Below are 19,540 nucleotides of genomic sequence, written 5' to 3'. Positions count from 1 at the left end.
AAGAGAACAAACTATGAGCAGACGACGCAGGAAGGCACTTCCTACGGAACCCGTACGCTGTGAAGTGGAGAAGCTTAGCCATGATGGCCGCGGTATCGCTCGTCAGGACGGAAAAATTCTGTTTGTCGATGGCGCCTTACCGGGTGAAACCGTTATGGCCAAAGTAGTCTCCACTCGCAGTAAATTTGATGAGTTGCGCACGCTTGAGGTTTTGGAAGCCGCCCCGGATCGTGAGTCCCCTCCCTGTGAGTTTGCTGATCTTTGTGGTGGCTGTAGCCTCCAGCATATGGCCAGTGATGCGCAGATCCGATTTAAGGAAAACACGCTGCGAGAGCAGTTTGCGCATTTTGGTGGTATAGAACCGGAAGAGTGGATTGCGCCGCTGCGCCCGGAAAGCAACTTGGGTTATCGCCGCAAAGCCCGTATGGGCGTGCGCTATGTTAAGGCTCGTGAATCGGTACTGGTAGGCTTTCGAGAGAAGAGAAACAGCTTTCTGACGGATATTGATCGGTGTGTGGTGCTGGATCCACGCATTGGCGAACGCATTGTTCCTTTGCGTGAGTTGCTGCACAGTATGGATGCCTATGCCCGGATTCCTCAGGTAGAAGTTGCTTGTGGCGACGATGCTGCGGCAATGGTATTCCGTAACATGGATGACCTGAGCAGTGGCGACCGGGAAAAACTGATTACCTTTGGCCAGGCCCATGACCTGCATATTTATCTGCAGCCCAAAGGTCCGGATACCGTGCACCGTATCTGGCCGGAATCAGCCGACAAAGCTGATGAGCGTCTCAGCTATCGCCTTGATGCGTTTGATCTCACCATGAAGTTTCATCCCATGGACTTTACCCAAGTCAATGCAGACATTAATAAAGCCATGATAAACAGGGCCGTGGAATGGCTGGATGTGCAGCCGGGTGAGCGGGTTCTGGATCTGTTCTGCGGTCTGGGTAACTTTACGCTCCCGCTTGCGCGCAAGGGCGGGCAGGTGATTGGCGTGGAAGGCGATGATGCTATGGTTGTCCGGGGCCGCGAGAATGCGAAGCTGAACGGGCTTGCCAATGTGGCGTTCCACGGAGCAGATCTGCACGGTGATTTTACCGGCCAGAGTTGGGCGCAGGAGGGTTTTGATAAAATCCTGATCGATCCGCCGCGCTCCGGGGCAGAAGAAATCTGCAAGTACCTGACCGCATTCGGTGCCCAAAGCATTGTATACGTGTCCTGCAACCCCGCCACTCTGGCTCGGGATGCAGGTGTAATGGCCCGCAACGGGTACAGGTTGGTACGCGCCGGTGTGATGGATATGTTTCCTCACACTACGCATGTGGAGTCGATAGCGCTGTTTGAGCGCAACTCTCACTGAATGTTGTTGTTCGCAGCAAGGGATTGCTGCGTGAATCACCAGGAATAACAAGACAGATATGGTAAAAGTTCGCGAAGACTATGCAGTGGATGGCGATGGCCAGATCGATATCGATGGCTGGGTACAGCAAATCTCCTCGCTGACCCATCTGGATGATGTCGCTCAGTTTCGTCGGGCCTGTGAAAAGGCCGCTGAAATCGACTTACAGGCATACCGGGAAGACCGTTTGTGGGCTTCTGGTTCCAGCAGTTACCGCATTGGTATTGAAATGGCGCAGGTGTTGGCGGAGTTGCGCCTGGATCAGGTCAGTCTTATTGCGGCAATCCTTTACCGGGCAGTGAGGGAAGAGCGGGTAGCCCTTGAGGTGATTCGCAAGGAGTTCGGTGAAGAAGTAGCCATGCTGATTAACGGTGTGCAGCAGATGGCGGCCATTTCTTCCATCCATCATCCTTTAAAAGGCAATGTGCTCGGGCAGAGTGAAGGCCAGTTGGACAACGTCCGCAAGATGCTGGTAACCATGATTGATGATGTCCGGGTTGCACTGATCAAGCTTGCTGAGCGCACCTGCGCTATTCGCGGTGTCAAGAATGCGCCGGAAGAAAAGCGTATGCGGGTGGCTCGTGAAGTGTTTGATATATATGCACCTTTGGCCCATCGCCTGGGTATCGGGCACATCAAGTGGGAGCTGGAAGACCTTTCGTTCCGCTACCTGCATGGAACAGCGTACAAGAAAATAGCCAAGCTTCTGGATGAAAAACGATTGGACAGGGAGGGCTATATTCGCCGTGTTATAGATACGCTTCAGGGGGAACTGAAGGCCTCTGGAATTGCAGCCGAGCTCTCCGGTCGCGCCAAGCATATCTACAGTATCTGGCGAAAAATGCGTATCAAGGGCCTCGACTTTTCACAGATATACGATATCAGGGCCGTTCGCATTCTTGTGCCTGAAGTGAAAGACTGTTACGCCGCCTTGGGGATCGTGCACGCTCTCTGGCGCCATATTCCCAATGAGTTTGATGATTACGTGGCCAATCCCAAGGAGAATGGCTATCAATCCCTGCATACAGCGGTTATCGGGCCTGACGGCAAGGTAATGGAAGTTCAGATTCGTACCCACGGAATGCACGAGGATGCCGAATTAGGTGTTTGCGCCCACTGGCTATACAAAGGTACGGATAAAAACCAAAAGTCTTCCGGCTACGAAGCCAAGATCAATTGGCTTCGTCAGGTGCTGGAGTGGCAGGAGGAATTGGGCGATCTGTCTGGGTTGGCAGATCACCTTAAAACCGACGTTGTATCAGACCGAATTTATGTTTTTACGCCCGATGGGCACGTTGTTGATTTGCCCCAGGGTGCTACACCTGTGGACTTCGCTTACCGGGTTCACACTGAGATCGGTCATGCTTGCCGGGGCGCGCGGGTAGACAGCCGGATCGTGCCACTGACCTACCCGTTGAAGACAGGTGAGCAGGTCTTTGTGCTGACCTCCAAGAATAATCCCTCTCCCAGCAGGGATTGGCTGAACCCCAATCTCGGGTATATCCAAACCTCCCGCGCAAGGGCCAAGGTGACGCACTGGTTCAAGCAGCAAAACCGTGAGCGAAATATTGTTGATGGGCGCGCCATCATTGAAGATGAATTTCGCCGCCTGTCGCTGCACGATGTGGATCTCGGTCAGCTTGCAGTTAAAGTGAATTACCATAGCGCTGAAGATATGTTTGCGGCGGTGGGGGCGGGTGATCTGCGCCCGGCGCACGTTGCCAATGTTGCCCAGCAATTACTGGAGCCAAAATCCGAGCAGCTTGATTTGAAGCTGTCTGCCCAGCGCCGTAAGCCTTACGATACGGAGTCGGATATTCACATCCAGGGTGTGGGTAAGCTGAAAACCCAGGTGGCGAAGTGCTGCAAGCCTTTGCCGGGGGATGCAATAGGTGGGTATATCACCATTGGGCGGGGTGTGACCGTGCATCGGCAGGATTGTCTTACCTTCCTTAACCTGCAAGAGCTTGAGCCCAACCGGATCATTGAGGTGAGCTGGGGCGGCCAGCAGGCTTCTGTATACCCGGTTGATATTGAAATTGAAGCCTACGACAGATCCGGTTTGCTGCGGGATATTACCCAGGTGCTGTCGTTGTCGAAGAGCGATGTCCTTGCACTGCACACCATGACCAACCGTGATGACAACACCGCAACCATGATTGTGACGGTGGAAATCTCCAGCCTTGAGCAGTTGGCGCGTTTGCTGGCGCAGATCCGCAACCTGCCCAACATTATTGACGTCAGGCGCAAGCGCTTATGACATACACCATTGACGACCTGAAAGTATTGATGGCCCGGCTACGCGATCCTGAAACCGGTTGCCCCTGGGATACAAAACAAACTTTCAGAAGTATTGTGCCGCATACGCTTGAGGAGGCCCACGAAGTGGCGGACGCCATTGAGCGGGAGGATTACGGAAACCTCGAGGATGAGCTGGGTGATTTGCTGTTTCAGGTGATCTTCTATTCGCAGATTGGGGCGGAAGAAGGCCATTTCGGTTTTGATTCAGTAGTCGACAACCTCGTGCGCAAGCTTGTTCGGCGCCATCCACATGTGTTTCCCCAAGGTACGCTGGAAAGCCGTATTGACCCGGATAACCGGCCAAGCGAAACCTGGATCAAAGAAAGCTGGGAGCGTATCAAGGCAGAGGAGCGGGCGCAGGAACAAAAATCAGATTCAGCGGATACACCCTCCCCAAGTCGGCTTGATGGTATTGCACGGGCATTGCCCGCAATGGTACGCGCGGAGAAATTGCAGAAGCGGGCGGCAAGGCATGGGTTCGACTGGCCGAATATAGAGCCGGTGTTTGACAAGCTCCATGAAGAGATCGACGAACTGAAGGAAGCATGGCAGGCTGCCGAAGCCGGGCTGGGGAACCGTGATGCGGTTGAGGATGAGCTTGGCGACGTGCTGTTTGTATGTGTCAATTTGGCGCGCTTTATGAAGGTTAACCCGGAACAGGCAATTGGGCGCACCAACCACAAGTTTGAGGCACGGTTCAAAGCGATCGAAGAGACGCTTGATAAAGAGGGCCGTTCCTTTGATGGTGAAAGTCTCGAAGCCCTTGATGCAGTCTGGCAGTCCGTAAAGGGTGTGGAAAAGAAGACCTGACAGCACCCGCCACGCAAACGCTAATAGACTTACCCGGCAATTCCTTAGTATCGTTAGCTTACTGTGTTTCCTGCCATTTATAAGGATGCCAACGTGACCGAGCTACACCCTGATCTCCGAGAAAATGTCCGTATGCTGGGCGAACTGCTGGGGCAGAGCATACAGCGCCACCCCGGCCAGGAATGCTTCGAGTTGATTGAGGAAATCCGGGCAGCCGCCAAATCCGATCGCCGCCAGGAAAGTGGGTCTGGCCAACGCTTGGTCAGCCTTCTTGGAAAGCTGAGTGACGATGAGCTGCTCCCCGTTACCAGGGCGTTTAACCAGTTTCTCAACCTCGCGAATCTGGCTGAGCAATATCATGGCATTCGTCGCAAGCGCGGCCACCAATCCGATCTCATGATTGAGCCCTTGGCCGAAGTGTTCGAGCGCCTGAAAAACAGTGGCGTCAGTGCCGAAGCGCTGCACCAGTGTGTAGCAGACATGCGGGTGGAGTTCGTACTGACGGCACACCCTACAGAAGTGGCTCGCCGCACACTCATTATGAAATACGATGAGATGTCAGACTGCCTGGCCAGTCTGGATCATGATGATCTGTTACCGGCAGAGCGGGAAGCGATTGTCGGGCGCCTGTCGCGCCTTGTGGCTGAAGCCTGGCACACAGATGAAATTCGCCATGAGCGCCCCACGGCGGTTGACGAAGCCAAGTGGGGCTTTGCCGTTATCGAAAACAGCCTTTGGCAAGCTCTGCCACGCTTTCTTGCGGACCTGGACTCGTCGCTTCACGATGCAACCGGGAACGGATTGCCATTACAGGCATCACCGGTGCGGGTTGCATCCTGGATGGGCGGTGATCGAGATGGCAACCCGAATGTGACCCACCCGGTGACTCAAAAGGTATTCATGCTCGGGCGCTGGATGGCAGCAGATCTGTTTCTTCGTGACATCAAGTCACTGCGGGCGGAGCTTTCCATGTGGCAGGCAAGTGACGAGCTGCAAGCCCTTTCTGGCGATTCCCGGGAGCCCTACCGGCACGTGCTGGCGGAGTTGCGCGACCGTCTGATCAGAACCCGGGACTGGGCCGAGGCCCGGATCAACGGCGAGCCTGCCGACACCAATGGCATTCTTTTTGAAAACGAAGACCTGACCGCGCCCCTTGAGTTGTGTTATCGCTCAATGGTTGAGTGCGGGCTTGAGCACATCGCCAAAGGGGCGCTGCTGGATACTATCCGCCGTGCCCATACCTTTGGCTTGCCGCTGATTCGGCTTGATATTCGCCAAGAGGCGACTCGCCATGCAGAAGCGGTTGCCGAAATGGTGGAGTATCTGGGGTTGGGGGACTATCTTTCCTGGCCGGAAAAAGACCGTCAGGCATTCCTGCTGCAGGAGCTACAAGGGCGCAGACCGCTGGTTCCCCGTAACTGGGAGCCTTCGGAATCCGTGCGTGAGGTACTGGCTACCTGCGAAGTGGTCGCTCAGCAAACCCCCGAAGCCTTGGGCTCCTATGTTATCTCCATGGCCAGTAAGCCGTCGGATGTACTGAGCGTTATTCTGCTGCTTCGTGAATCGGGCATGAAATTCCCCATGCGGGTGGTGCCGTTGTTCGAGACCTTGGACGACTTGCGCGGCGCACCTGAAAGCATGGCTGCCTTGTATGAGGTGGAATGGTATCGGGATTATTGCCAGGGTCGACAGGAAGTGATGATTGGCTATTCGGATTCATCCAAGGATGCCGGCCAGCTCATGGCGGCCTGGGCACAATATCAGGCACAAGAGAAGCTCACCCAAGTGGCGGGTCGGTACGGTGTACACCTGACCCTGTTTCATGGTCGTGGCGGCACCGTTGGCCGGGGCGGTGGTCCGGCTAACCGTGCGATTCTTTCGCAACCTCCCGGTTCGGTAAACGGCAGTTTCCGGATTACCGAACAGGGTGAAATGATCCGGTTTAAATTTGGCCTGCCCCAGCTTGCGGTTCAAAGTCTGACGCTGTACACCAGCGCGGTCATTGAGGCGACGCTGGCGCCGCCTCCTGAGCCTGAAGATGCCTGGCGTGACACCATGGACTGGTTATCGGAGCGCTCGCTCAAGGCTTATCGGGAAGTCGTTCGGGAGAACCCGGATTTTGTACCTTATTTTCGTCAGGTCACTCCTGAGCAAGCTCTGGGAAAGCTGGCTCTGGGCAGCAGGCCGGCCCGGCGCAAGGCCAGCGGGGGCGTAGAAAGCCTGCGAGCCATTCCTTGGATATTTGCCTGGACTCAAATGCGATTGATGCTGCCTAGCTGGCTGGGTAGTGATGTGGCTCTGGAAGACGCCGCTCAAGACGGGCGCCTGCCTGTGTTGCGTGACATGATGCAGGGATGGCCATTTTTCCGCACCTATGTAGACATGCTTGAAATGGTTCTGGCCAAGGCAGATTTGCGCATCGCCAATTATTATGAAAAAACCCTGCTGGACGATGATGAGCTCCTGGCACTGGGAGCCAGTCTGGGTGAGCGCCTTCAAGGGTGTGTTCAGCGCCTGCTGGAACTCAAGGAGCAGAGTGAATTGTTGGAGGACGAGCCAGTTTTTGCTCACTCCATGCGTGTGCGCAACCCCTACACAGATCCCTTGCATTATCTCCAGGCAGAGCTGCTGAAGCGTGACCGGGAGGGTGAAGGTAAGGGTGAGGTTCCTGAACTGGTAGAGCGTGCACTTAAGGTTACAATGGCGGGGATTTCCGCCGGAATGCGCAACACCGGATAAAAACGACTGAGAACGGATAAGGGGCCAGAACGCCCTTGCCATGGACAACAGGAGTACTCTTTTGGCTCTCGCAGCACGCTTGGAGCGTTTTTTCAATCAGCAGGGTATAGCCTATCAGGAGTTGCCCATCAATCGCGCTGCCAGCCTGGATGCAGCCGTGTCTGCCCTGGGGGCGTCCCGCAAAGACGCCATCAGAGCAACATTGCTGATCGATATCAGCGGCATTGTGATGGTTGTTCACAAGTACGACAGTGTTCTTGATACGGAGGCTCTATGGCAATTGACGGGCCGCCACCTGCAACCTCTTACAATGCAGCAGAGTACCCGGTTGTTCAGTGATTGTGACCCCGGCTTTACGCCGCCAATTGGTAACGCGTACGAGCTGCCGGTGTTACTGGACGAAGATGTTGTCGGGGCTGAGCGGGCTGTGTTTTCCAGTGGTACAGATCACTCTCTGGTCGAGCTGGACGGGCGCTCGCTGCGCTTGGCGATGGCCGGTAGCCGGGAAGGGAGCCTGGCAATCCGTGGGCCTGGGAATGATGGTGCCCGGGAAGTATTGACCTTGGCAGAGGTGGCCGGAAAGTTGAAAAAACTCTACCGGTTGCCACCCATGCCAGCACTGGCCTTACGTCTCCTGCGACTGACCTCCAATACTGAGGCCACTGCCCGCGAACTTGCGGAACTTATTGAGTTTGATCCCAGCTTGACGGCGCAGGTGATGCGCTATGCTCGGTCAGCCCTGTTCAATTATCCTGGCCAGATCAACTCTGTTCAGGAAGCCGTAACCCGTGTGTTGGGTTTTGATCGGGTTGCCCATATAGCTCTGGGAATTGCCTCGGTTCGTGCGTTTGATGTGCCCAAAGGCGGTATGTTGGGAATGGATAACTTCTGGCGCCATTCGCTTTACTGCGCTTTCTTGTGTCAACGTTTGGCGCCGCGCTGCGATGCAGACAAAGGCCTGGCATACCTGTGTGGCTTATTGCATAACTTCGGTTTGTTGCTGGTGGGGCATTTATTCCCGGCAGAATTTAAAGAGCTTAACAGGCTGCGTGAAGCTAACCCTGAAACCAGCATGCATTCGCTGGAGCAGCAGGTATTCGGGCAAGGTGGCAAGCAGGAAATCATTTCTGTAGGACACGGTGCTATCGGCGGTATTCTGCATCGGCTCTGGGAGCTGCCAGATCCGGTTGTCAAGGCGGCTGGCGTGCATCAGCAGCTAGGCTATCAGGGTGAACATGGTAACTATGTGATGATGGTTCAGTTGGCGAACGCTTTGTTGAAGGAGCGGAGCATCGGGGACGAGTTCAACCCTGATGATATACCGGCATTGCTGCAAGGGCTGGAGTTGGAGCCCGTAATAATGGAAGAGTTGAGGGCTGAAATTGATGAGGTTGCCCCCGAACTGGACGCTCTGGCTTCGTCACTGAACATTTGACATTAATCCCCTTCGCTTCCGTTAGGTGGGCGTTTACTGAAGATGATACGGAGGTCGACTTTCTCTGAAGTGCCTGACTTCGTATAATGCGCCATCGCCGAACGTGGTTGACGCCAGTTTCGGGGGGAGAGGTTGTCGCAAAGGCACAGGTTTTTGCCACAACTTTTCAAACTTTAATAACGAAAACGGGAGCACAGCGTTATGCGAATCATCATGTTAGGCGCACCAGGCGCGGGAAAAGGGACTCAAGCCCAGTTTATTACTGAGCGTTTTGGTATCCCCCAGATTTCCACTGGCGATATGTTGCGGGCAGCTGTTAAAGCAGAATCCGAACTTGGGCTGCAAGTAAAAGAAGTGATGGCGACAGGCGGTTTAGTGTCTGACGACATTATTATTGCGCTGATTGAAGAGCGAATTAAACAAGCAGACTGCAAAAACGGATATTTGCTGGACGGCTTCCCCCGCACAATTCCCCAGGCTGAGGCCTTGAAGGATCAGGGTATTGTTATCGACTATGTTGTCGAGATTGCTGTGGACGACGAGGAAATCGTTAGCCGTTTGTCTGGTCGCCGTGTGCACGAGAGCAGTGGCCGGATTTATCACGTCAAATACGATCCACCCAAAGTGGAAGGTAAAGATAACGAAACCGGTGAGCCGCTGATGCAGCGCGAAGATGACAAAGAAGAAACTGTTCGCAATCGCCTGAAGATCTACCATGACCAGACTGCCCCTTTGATTGGCTATTATCAGAATCTGGCTAAGACAGAGCCGGAAGTAGCGCCAGAGTATGTGAGTGTTGAGGGTGTTGGCAGCCTGGATGATATCCGCGAACAGATTAGTGCTCGTCTCAAGTAATCCACTGATGTTTAACCGAGGCTATTCACGCCTGTGAAACTTTTGGCGCTGGACACTTCCTCAGAGGGCTGCTCTGCAGCCCTTTTTGTTGAAGGTGAGCTTACCGAGAAGTTTGAGATTGCTCCCAGGGGCCATACACGTCTTCTGATGCCAATGGTGCGTGAGCTCTTTGCAGGGCGGGGGCTGAAACCAGCTGAGCTTGATGCTTTGGCCTTTGCCCGTGGTCCAGGATCCTTTACCGGGGTGCGCATTGCTACCGGTGTCATACAGGGGCTGGCTTGGGGGCTTGATCTTCCAGTCGTGCCTGTATCCTCGCTGGAGACGGTTGCTTTGGGAGCAATTGAGGCTCTGCAGGTGAACGAAGGCGAAGGTATAGCTGTCGCGTTTGATGCCCGTATGAGTGAGCTCTATTGGGGCTGTTTCCGAAATTGCTCAGGTTTACCTGTGTTGCTTGGCGAAGAGCGGGTCTGTGCGCCTTCCAAAGCTACTTTGGAGCCTGGAGTGTCGCAATGGGTTGGTGCAGGGCAGGGCTGGGCATTCTGCGACAGTATGACGGCAGAAGTTGCTGGTGCTGTCATTTCGGTGGATGAGACCCTCATTCCCCGAGCTGGCTGGGTAGCGCGTCTGGCTGCTATGAAGTTTAAACAGGGCTTGGCAGTACCGGCGCAGCAGGCGCAGCCTGTGTACATTCGTGATGAGGTTACCTGGAAGAAATTGCCGGGTCGTGAGTGAGGTCTTGAACTGATGTCACGCCCTAATGCCGGCAATCCCGACTCCCCAAACGGGATCATTCCGTTGGCTGTTGCCAGAAGCCAACTTGGTGACGAACACCAGGCTCAATTCCTCAGTTCTGAGCTTTCCTTACCTTATCTTGGCATTGTGAGCCCGAAAGACGTGCGGAATGCCCATGCGTTGCTGTTCCTGGATGCAGGCGGATTATGCGTTCAGTTAGCTGGAAAAGGCGCTCCGGGGCCAGTGAGGGCCGAGTTTGTAAGCGGTAAAATGGGGTACCGCCGTGAGCATGGTGGCGGCTCAGGGCAGCTTGTAGCACGAGCAGTCGGCTTGCAGAAAACAAAAGCCGGTTTGCATGTTCTGGACGCCACCGCGGGCCTTGGGCAAGATGCTTTTGTATTGGCTGGCCTTGGTTGCAAGGTCAGTTTGTTTGAGCGTAACCCCGTGATCCATGCGCTGCTGGCAGACGGGTTGGCCCGGGCTGCTTTGAATATGGATTGCGCACCCATCATTGCACGGATGACATTGCGATCTGGAAGTAGCATTGACTGGCTGGCGAACGCCGAAGATCAATCAGACGCAACTCATGCGGCCGATGTCATCTATCTTGATCCTATGTTTCCCCAAAGGGATAAGTCAGCGCTGGTAAAGAAGGAAATGCAGGTCTTCAGAACTATTGTTGGAGATGATGACGACTCAGAGGCTTTGTTGGCGGCGGCGCTGAAAGTTGCAAAGTATCGGGTGGTGGTGAAACGGCCGCGCAAGGCTCCTGCCATTCCAGGGCCAGAGCCAAGCACTCGCATAGAGGGAAAAAGCAGCCGCTACGACATTTATCCAATCCGAGCGCTGCCCCAGCGTTAGCCGCACTGTCACACGCCCAGCATGGTTACTTGCTGAATAGCTTGGCGCTTCTCCACGCTTAGTACCAGCCGGGCATCATCCGCCACTTCATCCAGTCCCTCGCCGTAGCAAAGTAGCCCCTTGTCATCTGTGGTAATCACGCCATTGTTCTGCATGTTAGCAATAAAGTTACGGAACAGGCTTTTGTCGAAAAACTCAGGTGCATTCAGCCCAAACAAAATAGACATGCGCTCCGCGAGTAACGTGCACTGTTCTTCCAGTTCAGTTGCGGTGATCGTGCCCGAGCCGTTCTTGCGCAGTATGCCCAGGGCGATGTGGTAACGCTCCACCGTCTGGATGATGAATCGGGACAATACTCTGAGGCGCAGCATGGCCTCGGTGCCTTCCTCGGGGCGCGCGATTCGTTCGTTACCCTGGGCAACCAACAGGCCCTGATTTACCAGAACGTCAATCCACTGGTTGATGACAGCACCCGCTTTGTCAGGCGGATATTTAAGGAACAGCTCTGACTGGATATAGGGATAGGCTACATTCGCAAGATATACGATTCTTTCCCGCGCAAGTGAGCTCTTGTTTTCGAAAAGACTGGCGACCAATGCAGGCAGTGCAAAAAGATGTTGAATGTTGTTTCGGTAGTAAGTCATCAGGATGGCATTGCTACCTTCCAGGCCAATAATATCTCCAAGCTTCTGGGGCTGGCGTGAGACCAGGCCCATGGACTCGCAGTAGGTAACCCAGTTTTTTCCAGTACCTTCCGGCAAGGTTACGGTATCGGCATACGGAAAGGCCTTCAGCAGATCCGCATATTGATCTGCCAGGCGAATAAGTTGGCCCTCATCCATAGCCAGCCTTTCCGCACCCAGTAACACAGTTGCAATCATGCCAATGGGATTTACCGCTACAGATGCGTTTATGCTGGAGGCAACACGCTGTGATAGCTCAGAAACCGCTCCGTTAAGCCAGGCAGGACGATATTCTGAGCTGTATGCCTCGTCTCGCCAACAGTCCCGGACATCGTCCAGCACGTCAGACAGATGTATGGCCTCACCAAAGTTTACGGCAACCTTGCCAAAGGAACTACCAAGATTACGGGCAGTTTTGGCGAGCCCGAATACGCTTTCTTTCTGCTTTTTCTTGCCTCTGAGTTCACCGAGGTAAGAACGTCCCTCCATCACCTTTTCATACCCGATGTAAACCGGAACAAAAACGATCGGCTTGCTGTGGTCGCGCAGGAAACTGCGGACTGTCATAGCAAGCATGCCCGGGCGGGGCTGCAGCATGCGGCCGGTGCGACTGCGACCGCCCTCCACAAAGTACTCAATCGAGTAGCCGCGGGTGAGCATTACATGCATGTATTCATTAAACACCGTGCCATAAAGAGGGTTTTCCCGGAAGCTTCGGCGCATGAAAAAAGCACCGCCCCGCCGCAGAATCGGCCCTACAATCGGCATATTCAGATTAATGCCAGCAGCGATATGCGGTGGCATCAAGCCGTTTTTGTAGAGCACGTAAGACAGCAATAGATAGTCGATGTGGGACCGGTGACAGGGAACATAAATTACAGCATTATTCTGCGCAGTCTCTTTGGCGACCCTAATATTGTTAACCGCAACGCCTTTGTAGATGCGATTCCATAACCAGGCAAGGAGCACCTCAAAAATCTGGATGGCGACAATGGACATGCTGGCAGCTATTTCATCAGCATACTTGTAGGCTCGTGCGCGCACTTTCTCTGGGGCAATGTCTTCTTTGACTGCAGTTTCCCGGATAGCTTCTTTGACTGCCTGAGTTCTTAGCAGGCCCTCTACCAGCGTTCTCCGGTGTGATAGATCCGGCCCCAATACAGCTTGCCGAACCTTGCGGAAATGGGTGCGCAGGATGCGTGCAAGTTTGCGGTTAGCGCGCTCTTCGCTGTGGCGATGCTCTTCTATAATCTGCGACAGGTGGAATGGCGTGTTGAACTGCACGTAGGTGTTGCGGCCGTGCACAAGGATAATCAGGAGTTTCTGCAAGCGGCCCGCGACAGACCAAGTGTCAGATAAAAGCAGTTTTACCAGGGATTTTTCTTTGTCTGGAGAGCGACCCCAGAACAGGGATACAGGAACAATCTGAACCTCCTTTTCGGGGTTCTCAAGGCCGTAGCGTACTAACGCCTGAAATTCAGGGGTGGGAGCCGGTGCCAGGCGCCGGCGAAACGACCTGCCAGCCCGAGGGTACAGAAAAAAGAACGAGTGTGAGGGGCTGTTTTTAACCGGAAGCGATGTGTTAGCACCTGGCAGTTGTGCACGCACCACTTCCTGTTCAAGCACCAGGCGGCTGGACAAAGAGTGGTACTGCAGTACGTAGCAAACAGGCTTGTCGGGCGAAAGGCCCAGCGCGTCAACACTGTTCCCGCTGACATCTGTCCGGACCCACAAAAACAGTATCTTCCGGAAAAGTGTCAGAATCAGGCTGCGAATACCCTGGTAAAGACGCATAAAATGACGCTCCGATGAAAATCAGTCGCCAAGTTTACTTGGTTGAGTGGGAGCCGGAAAGTCACTGCTGCATTCTTGATGCTCCCGGCTCTATGATACATTCCTGTTTGGCTCATTTATCACTAAGGCGTAAAGGCAGATGGCGACCTCAACAATTCACTGGAGCCCCGGTTGGACGACCAAGGCCCCCGAGCGGGGCGACCTTGTGCTGGTGCTGTCAGGGGGCGGCATTCTCAAGCTGGCCGATGACTGGTTGCAGCCACTGGAGGCTGTACCTGAAAATGCTGGAAATACCGGTTTCGTATCCTTGGGAAGCGCAGGAGGTCGCCCGGTTTTCGTAACGGAAGTGCCGGAACCACCGGGCGCCGAAAGCGATGTTGTACCTCTGCGGGATGCGCTTTTGGCAGCCAGTGATGTGCCGGCAGCTATGCTCAGTACCGGCTTTCAGGTTTGGCAGTGGTTCCGGGACCATCAATACTGCGGACGCTGCGGCGGTAGCACGGGATTTCATCGGCGGGAAAGAGCAAAGTGGTGCAATAGATGCAACATTCCCTGGTACCCGCGGCTTGCTCCTTGTGTAATCGTGGTCATACGCAAACAGGACCGATATCTTTTGGCAAAATCCTCACGGGTTCAGCGCCATTTTTACAGCCTGATTGCGGGTTTTGTGGAGCCCGGAGAGAGCTTGGAAGCGGCAGTTGCCCGTGAGGTGAAAGAAGAGACTGGCCTGGATGTCACCAATATTCAATATCAGGCCTCCCAACCCTGGCCATTCCCGCACCAGTTAATGGCCGGATTTTTTGCGGATTATGCGGGTGGTGAGTTGGTTCTTCAGGAAGATGAGCTTGCCGATGCGGGCTGGTTCTTGCCGGGTAGCAGGCCGCCAGTGCCTCCTGATACCACTATTTCAGGTCGTTTGATTCGGGATATGGAAAGAATGATTGCCAGTGGAGGGAACAGAACTTGAGTGGGAGTAGCGTGCCCAGAGTTCTGGTGTTTGACTCCGGTATTGGCGGGCTAAGTGTTGCGGCCTGCGTGCATGAACGGCTCCCCGCTGCTGCCATGGTGTATCTGGCCGATAATGATGCCTTTCCTTACGGCAGCCAACCTGAATCTGTGGTGATTGAGCGCTGTTGTGCGCTCATTGCCCGGGCACTTGAGCAATACCCTTGTGATGCAGTGGTTGTAGCTTGCAACACCGCCAGCACGATTGCTCTCCCGCACCTGCGAGCGATCATAAAGGTGCCGGTAGTGGGTGTGGTACCGGCAGTGAAGCCTGCGGCGGCGCAAACCCTGAACCAGCGCATAGGTATATTAGCCACACCCGCAACGGTTCGCCGGCCTTACCTTGATGAGTTGGTGCGGGAATTTGCTTCCCACTGTCTGGTTGGGCGGGTGGGTCACCCGGGGCTTGTTCAGTGGGCGGAGGGCCTGGCCAGGGGAGTAGCCGTGCCCCAGGCTGAACTTGATAGTGCACTTGCGAGCCTGCGAGAGGCCAAGGTTGATACGGTGGTTCTTGGATGCACACACTACCCACTTTTGCTGGATAGCCTCAAACAAAGCTTGCCGGAGGTAAGGTTCTGGGTGGACTCAGGGGATGCTATTGCCCGCCGTGTTGAGTGGCTTCTGGCGCAAACTGGCAGAAGTGTCGACGCACAGGGACAAGACGATGCGATGTGCCCTCCAGTCGCCGTAGCCATCTTCTCGGGTGAAATACCGGAAGGCATTACAGAATTTATGGCAGGGTTGGGCCTGCAGCCGAAGGAGGTTACTGGAAGCTGGCCCGGAGACTCATAACACCTGGGTTAGTTTGAACATGGCAAGAAACTCCAGCGCCGGGATGCTGCGCTTGTGGCAACAGTAGGTTTTGAAGTTGTCACCGCGGAAACGCGATTTGGTAAACTCCAGCCCCTTGAAGTTATAGATGAAGTTTCCTCTGTTGTAGAGGCCGTGCAAGATCCGCTTCAAGAGACGGCTTTCCTGATGCTCTGTGTTTGCATCAAGCGATAATGGGATAAGTCCCAGATCCAGGAATGGAATGCCTTCGGCCTTGAAAACATCCATGGCGTGGGCCATGAGGGTATAGAAAATACCTTGCCGAAAGTCTGCGTTGGCTCGGGAAATATTCGGGACGTAGCTGATGATTTCGTTGTTGCGATAAATCGGATCAAAGTAGATGAAGCCGACGGCTTTACCATCCTGATACGCGTAAAAACGGCGCTCGTTCTCTTTATATTCCATTTCCATCGGGCGAATCAGGAAACGGATTTCATTGCTCTTGCACTTTCGTGTACGAATCCAGGCTTCAGAAATTTCACGAGTATTATCATCGCTATAGCGTTCCTGAACGGTGATTCCAGTTTTTTTGGCCTGGTTCAGGGCGGTACGGATAATCTGCTTTTTCTTACCGCTCAGAGTCCATTTGCCCAGATCAATTCGGGATTCGCTGCCGAACTGGGTTCCGTGCAGGCCAAAGCGCAGGTGCAAGAAGTCCACCACTGACTTGGAAACCTGAACGTAGGAAGCATTAGGGAAGCGTTTCTGGAAGCGCTCAAGAATTTCGCCAAAGTTTTCCGGGGCGCATACTGGATCGGAAAGAACGATGGTAGCGCCCCATTTGCGCATGTAGGCGATATAGCCTAGATCTGGCACATCAAAATATTGCATTCCCGGCTGTAGGGTAGAGAAGGATTGGGAGTGGCCGCCAAACCTCTTCAGGTATGCCACTCGCTCACTGAATGTAAACGCCGTGGTTTCCAGGCCTGATACCTGGTCAAGCGCAAGAGTTTGATCTGACATAGTGAATCCCCCGGTTGTTATTGTTTTGCAGGCGGTCAGTTATGACTGCTTGCGGCCGAGAATTGACCAGTAACAATCCATGTTCAGTAGTTTGAAGTGCTTTTTCTCGGTCACTTCAAGGCCCAGGCGCCGCATGTGCTCCGGGTAGTTGTAAATTTTGTGAAAGGCGTTGTTTGCAAATAGCCAGAAGATAAAAACGGCCATATACCAGTACAGCTTCTTGAACGTGCGCGAGAAGAGGTTGCCGGTTGGGTAGCTGAAGTCGCCAACAACAATGTGAGCGTCTGTTTTTCCCAGGCTTATAAGGTGTTCGAGTACCTTCACCATCATGGTTTCATCGAATACATTCAGGAAGAAATTGGCGACAACCATGTCGTACTGGCCAACCTCGTCTACCTTCATGATGTCGCTGTGAATGCGGCGGATAGAAAGGTGAGGCGCTTCGCTTTCCTGAGCCTCGCCGAACTTACGGAGCATGGTTTCTGACAGGTCTACCACGGTTACATCGGCGCCCAGCTCTGCAGCACGAATGGCGTCCCTTCCATGCCCCACACCGGCAAACAGGATACGGTCGCCTGACTTAACGGTTTCCACGTCAAGCATGGCTGTTTTACAGCGATGGATGTTTTTCCCGCTGTAAAGGTTGCTTAGGAAATCGTATACGGGGCCTATATAGCGGTACTTGTCGCGCATAATGACTGCTGCCTGCTCTTGATAACTGGGGATTGCCATCGTTATTGTTTTTTTTGCCCTGATGACAGATCAGTGCAGTGGGATGGCCAATGCCTTGAGAAACCAAGTCTATTGGGTGGGTTAGAAAAAGTATGTGCCCTAATCCTCATTTCGAGATACACAAGTTTACGAAATGTAATATTTGCCAATAATGTCAAGGTATTGATTGGAGTGGGGAGTATTTGGTGGGGCAGACGAAACTAGCCAGATACGAAAGAGCGAGCTTGGGCCTTCATCAGTAACTTGCTGATATTTTTGGCGGGTTGTGCAGGGCCATAGAAGAAACCTTGGACCTGATGGCAGCCCAGAGTACGCAGATACTCAAGCTGCATATCTGTTTCTACGCCTTCTGCGACAATCTCCAGTTTCAGGCCGTGGGCCATTGCCACTATTGCATTAACAATGCAGGCATCATCTACGCCACTGCGAATGGCTTTAACGAAGGATTGATCCACCTTGAGGGTATGGATAGGCAGTCTGTGCAGATAGTTGAGTGATGAGTAGCCTGTGCCAAAATCATCAATGGCGATGCGAATGTCCATGTCTGCCAGTTCGCGGAGCTTCTGACTAATCTGGTCCAGGTCATTCATGATCACGTTTTCGGTAATTTCGATTTCCAGATTACCGGGAGGGAAATGGGTAGCTTTAACCCGCTCCATCAGGGTTTCAACAAACTGGGGGTGCTCCACTTCTATAGGCGAGAGGTTTACGGCCAGGCGCAAGTCGGGGTGGCCGGAGCGAATCCATTGGCCGACATCCCGACAGGCCTGATCCAGAACTTGCTCACTTAACAGACCAATCAGTTTGGTTTCCTCGGCCAGCCCCAGAAAATCCCGAGGGTAGAGCAGGCCGCGCTCGGGATGTTGCCAGCGTACCAGTGCCTCGAGCCCTACAATCCGGCCTGTGCTTGCGCAAACCTGGGGCTGATAAAATACCCGCATTTGATCTTGCTCAAGTGCCATGCGCAGATCTCGCTCCAAGAGCAGACGTTGTGTAGTATCGATACTCATGCTCTCGGAAAAGAAGCGATAGCTGTCTTTCCCCTGGGCCTTGACGTGATACATGGCAATGTCGGCATTCTGGATCAGTTGATCCATGTTGCTCCCCGCCTCCGGGTAGATGGCGATACCAATGCTGACACCCACAAATACTTCATGACCACCCAAAATAAAGGGCGCCTTCAGTGCTTTAATGAGTTTTCGGGCGATTTGGCTGGCATCCTCCTTACCATGTACCGATGGAAGTAGCAGAGTGAATTCATCACCGCCAAAGCGTGACAAGGTATCGCCCTTGCGCACACAGCTTTCCAGCCGCTGAGTTACGGCTTGCAGAAGTCGGTCGCCCATGGCGTGGCCAAGGGTATCGTTAATGACTTTGAAGCGGTCCAGATCAAGAAACATCACCGCAAGTTTTTGTTTTGCGCGGCGTGCGTGGGTTATCGCCAGTTCCAGTCGGTCTTTGAATAGCGCGCGGTTGGGCAAGCGCGTGAGCAGATCGTGATAAGCCTGGAAGTTGATAAATGCTTCTGCTTCCTTGCGCTCAGTAACGTCGCGGGCGGTTCCGTAATAACTGGCATTCTGACCATTGCCGCCGCCTTGGGTACTACTTTTACTCTGCACCCAGTCCTGAGGGGCAATGGGAAAGGCTGTTATCTCGAAATGTCGGGTAGCTCTTCGGCTGCCTCGTGTTTTCAGGCGGATCTCAAGGGTGCGGGGATTGTCTGCACTGATATCCGGTGCGTTGAGCGCATAGACGCCTCGGGCTATATCGCGATCATCCAGTATGTGCCGGAAGTGCTTGCCGCAAAGTTCTGCCGGCCGATAGCCTAGAAGACTCTCCACTTTGTTGTTAATGAAGCAAAAGTGTCCTTTTGCATCCAGCATAAAAACGATATCGGGCGAGCTGTTTACAATGTATCGGTGCAGGGCTTCCGATTTTTCAAGACGCACCTGAATGTCGTCGTGGGCTTTGAGGAGTGATTGCTTTCCGACCACACCTTTTATGGTGGCAATCAATTCTTCCGGGTCAAATGGCTTGCGAATGTAATCCTGTGCACCACGCCTGAGCGCCCGGCTGACTGCTGTAAAGGAGCTTTCTCCGCTGATGACGATCATTGCGCATTCGGGTTGATGTTTATCCAGGTGTGCCATGACAGCGAAGCCGTCTACCTCAGGCATGCGTAAATCGAGCAGGGCCAAGTCAAAGCGGAGGGTGTCAATCAGCTCGCATGCCTGCTTGCCACCATGTGCCTCGGCGACATGGTAGCCGCAACTGCGCAGCAGGGAGGCTAAGGCAGAGGCCAAACGCGGCTCGTCATCAGCGACCAGAATGCGTACAGCATTCTGTAAGGCTTCCCTGGCGGTTTGTTCAGGTGCCATTGATCTGGGTCCGCTGTTG

The 19,540-nt window shown here is 53.9% G+C and carries 14 protein-coding genes; 10 read left to right on the top strand and 4 right to left on the bottom strand.

Annotated features, from left to right (window positions below; translation table 11 throughout):
- Window positions 1-13: 13 nt before the first annotated feature.
- The 8 genes from rlmD (at window position 14) to CDH47_RS11245 (ending at window position 11,135) form a co-directional block, all read left to right on the top strand.
- Window positions 14-1,363, top strand: a complete 1,350-nt coding sequence (rlmD, locus tag CDH47_RS11280; RefSeq protein ID WP_100639997.1) for a 23S rRNA (uracil(1939)-C(5))-methyltransferase RlmD — start codon at window positions 14-16, stop codon at window positions 1,361-1,363.
- Window positions 1,364-1,421: 58 nt separating this feature from the next.
- A complete protein-coding gene (gene relA / locus CDH47_RS11275; protein WP_100639996.1) occupies window positions 1,422-3,662 on the top strand; it encodes a GTP diphosphokinase in 2,241 nt (746 codons plus the stop codon).
- Entirely contained in the window at window positions 3,659-4,513 is an 855-nt protein-coding gene (gene mazG / locus CDH47_RS11270) for a nucleoside triphosphate pyrophosphohydrolase (RefSeq protein ID WP_100639995.1), read from the top strand. Before relA ends, mazG begins: the two co-directional genes overlap by 4 nt.
- Window positions 4,514-4,606: 93 nt before the next feature.
- The gene (gene ppc / locus CDH47_RS11265; RefSeq protein WP_100639994.1) at window positions 4,607-7,252 is read left to right on the top strand and encodes a phosphoenolpyruvate carboxylase; all 2,646 of its coding nucleotides are present in this window, start codon (window positions 4,607-4,609) and stop codon (window positions 7,250-7,252) included.
- 61 nt (window positions 7,253-7,313) lie between these two features.
- Window positions 7,314-8,687 carry an HDOD domain-containing protein gene (locus CDH47_RS11260; RefSeq protein WP_100639993.1) on the top strand — a complete coding sequence of 458 codons (1,374 nt, stop codon included), beginning with the start codon at window positions 7,314-7,316 and terminating at the stop codon, window positions 8,685-8,687.
- Between the two features lie 201 nt (window positions 8,688-8,888).
- Complete coding sequence (gene adk, locus CDH47_RS11255; RefSeq protein WP_100639992.1) at window positions 8,889-9,542, top strand: adenylate kinase; 654 nt, start codon at window positions 8,889-8,891, stop codon at window positions 9,540-9,542.
- A gap of 33 nt (window positions 9,543-9,575) precedes the next feature.
- Entirely contained in the window at window positions 9,576-10,274 is a 699-nt protein-coding gene (gene tsaB / locus CDH47_RS11250) for a tRNA (adenosine(37)-N6)-threonylcarbamoyltransferase complex dimerization subunit type 1 TsaB (protein WP_100639991.1), read from the top strand.
- Between the two features lie 12 nt (window positions 10,275-10,286).
- Window positions 10,287-11,135, top strand: a complete 849-nt coding sequence (locus tag CDH47_RS11245; RefSeq protein ID WP_100639990.1) for a class I SAM-dependent methyltransferase — start codon at window positions 10,287-10,289, stop codon at window positions 11,133-11,135.
- Window positions 11,136-11,143: 8 nt separating this feature from the next.
- Here the strand turns inward: CDH47_RS11245 and plsB are convergent, their stop codons facing one another.
- The gene (plsB, locus tag CDH47_RS11240; protein ID WP_100639989.1) at window positions 11,144-13,612 is read right to left on the bottom strand and encodes a glycerol-3-phosphate 1-O-acyltransferase PlsB; all 2,469 of its coding nucleotides are present in this window, start codon (window positions 13,610-13,612) and stop codon (window positions 11,144-11,146) included.
- 139 nt (window positions 13,613-13,751) lie between these two features.
- On the opposite strand from plsB, the gene nudC reads away from it, so the two are divergent.
- Window positions 13,752-14,579 (top strand): NAD(+) diphosphatase, encoded by an 828-nt coding sequence (nudC, locus tag CDH47_RS11235; RefSeq protein WP_100639988.1) that lies wholly within the window; start codon window positions 13,752-13,754, stop codon window positions 14,577-14,579.
- Window positions 14,576-15,409: a glutamate racemase gene (gene murI, locus CDH47_RS11230; protein ID WP_100639987.1), complete on the top strand. Its 834-nt coding sequence runs from the start codon at window positions 14,576-14,578 to the stop codon at window positions 15,407-15,409. The genes nudC and murI overlap by 4 nt, the downstream gene beginning before the upstream one ends.
- Here the strand turns inward: murI and CDH47_RS11225 are convergent.
- The 3 genes from CDH47_RS11225 to CDH47_RS11215 form a co-directional block, all read right to left on the bottom strand.
- Window positions 15,404-16,411, bottom strand: a complete 1,008-nt coding sequence (locus CDH47_RS11225; protein WP_100639986.1) for a DUF2156 domain-containing protein — start codon at window positions 16,409-16,411, stop codon at window positions 15,404-15,406. The two genes, murI and CDH47_RS11225, sit on opposite strands and share 6 nt — an antisense overlap.
- 39 nt (window positions 16,412-16,450) lie before the next feature.
- A complete protein-coding gene (locus CDH47_RS11220; RefSeq protein WP_100639985.1) occupies window positions 16,451-17,104 on the bottom strand; it encodes a methyltransferase domain-containing protein in 654 nt (217 codons plus the stop codon).
- Between the two features lie 239 nt (window positions 17,105-17,343).
- Window positions 17,344-19,521 (bottom strand): two-component system response regulator, encoded by a 2,178-nt coding sequence (locus tag CDH47_RS11215; RefSeq protein WP_100640187.1) that lies wholly within the window; start codon window positions 19,519-19,521, stop codon window positions 17,344-17,346.
- Window positions 19,522-19,540 lie beyond the last annotated feature (19 nt).

This window comes from Marinobacter salexigens, assembly GCF_002806945.1.
Lineage (GTDB): Bacteria > Pseudomonadota > Gammaproteobacteria > Pseudomonadales > Oleiphilaceae > Marinobacter > Marinobacter salexigens.
Note: the sequence above shows the minus strand (reverse complement) of the source record. Positions and strands in the feature narration are given on the sequence as shown.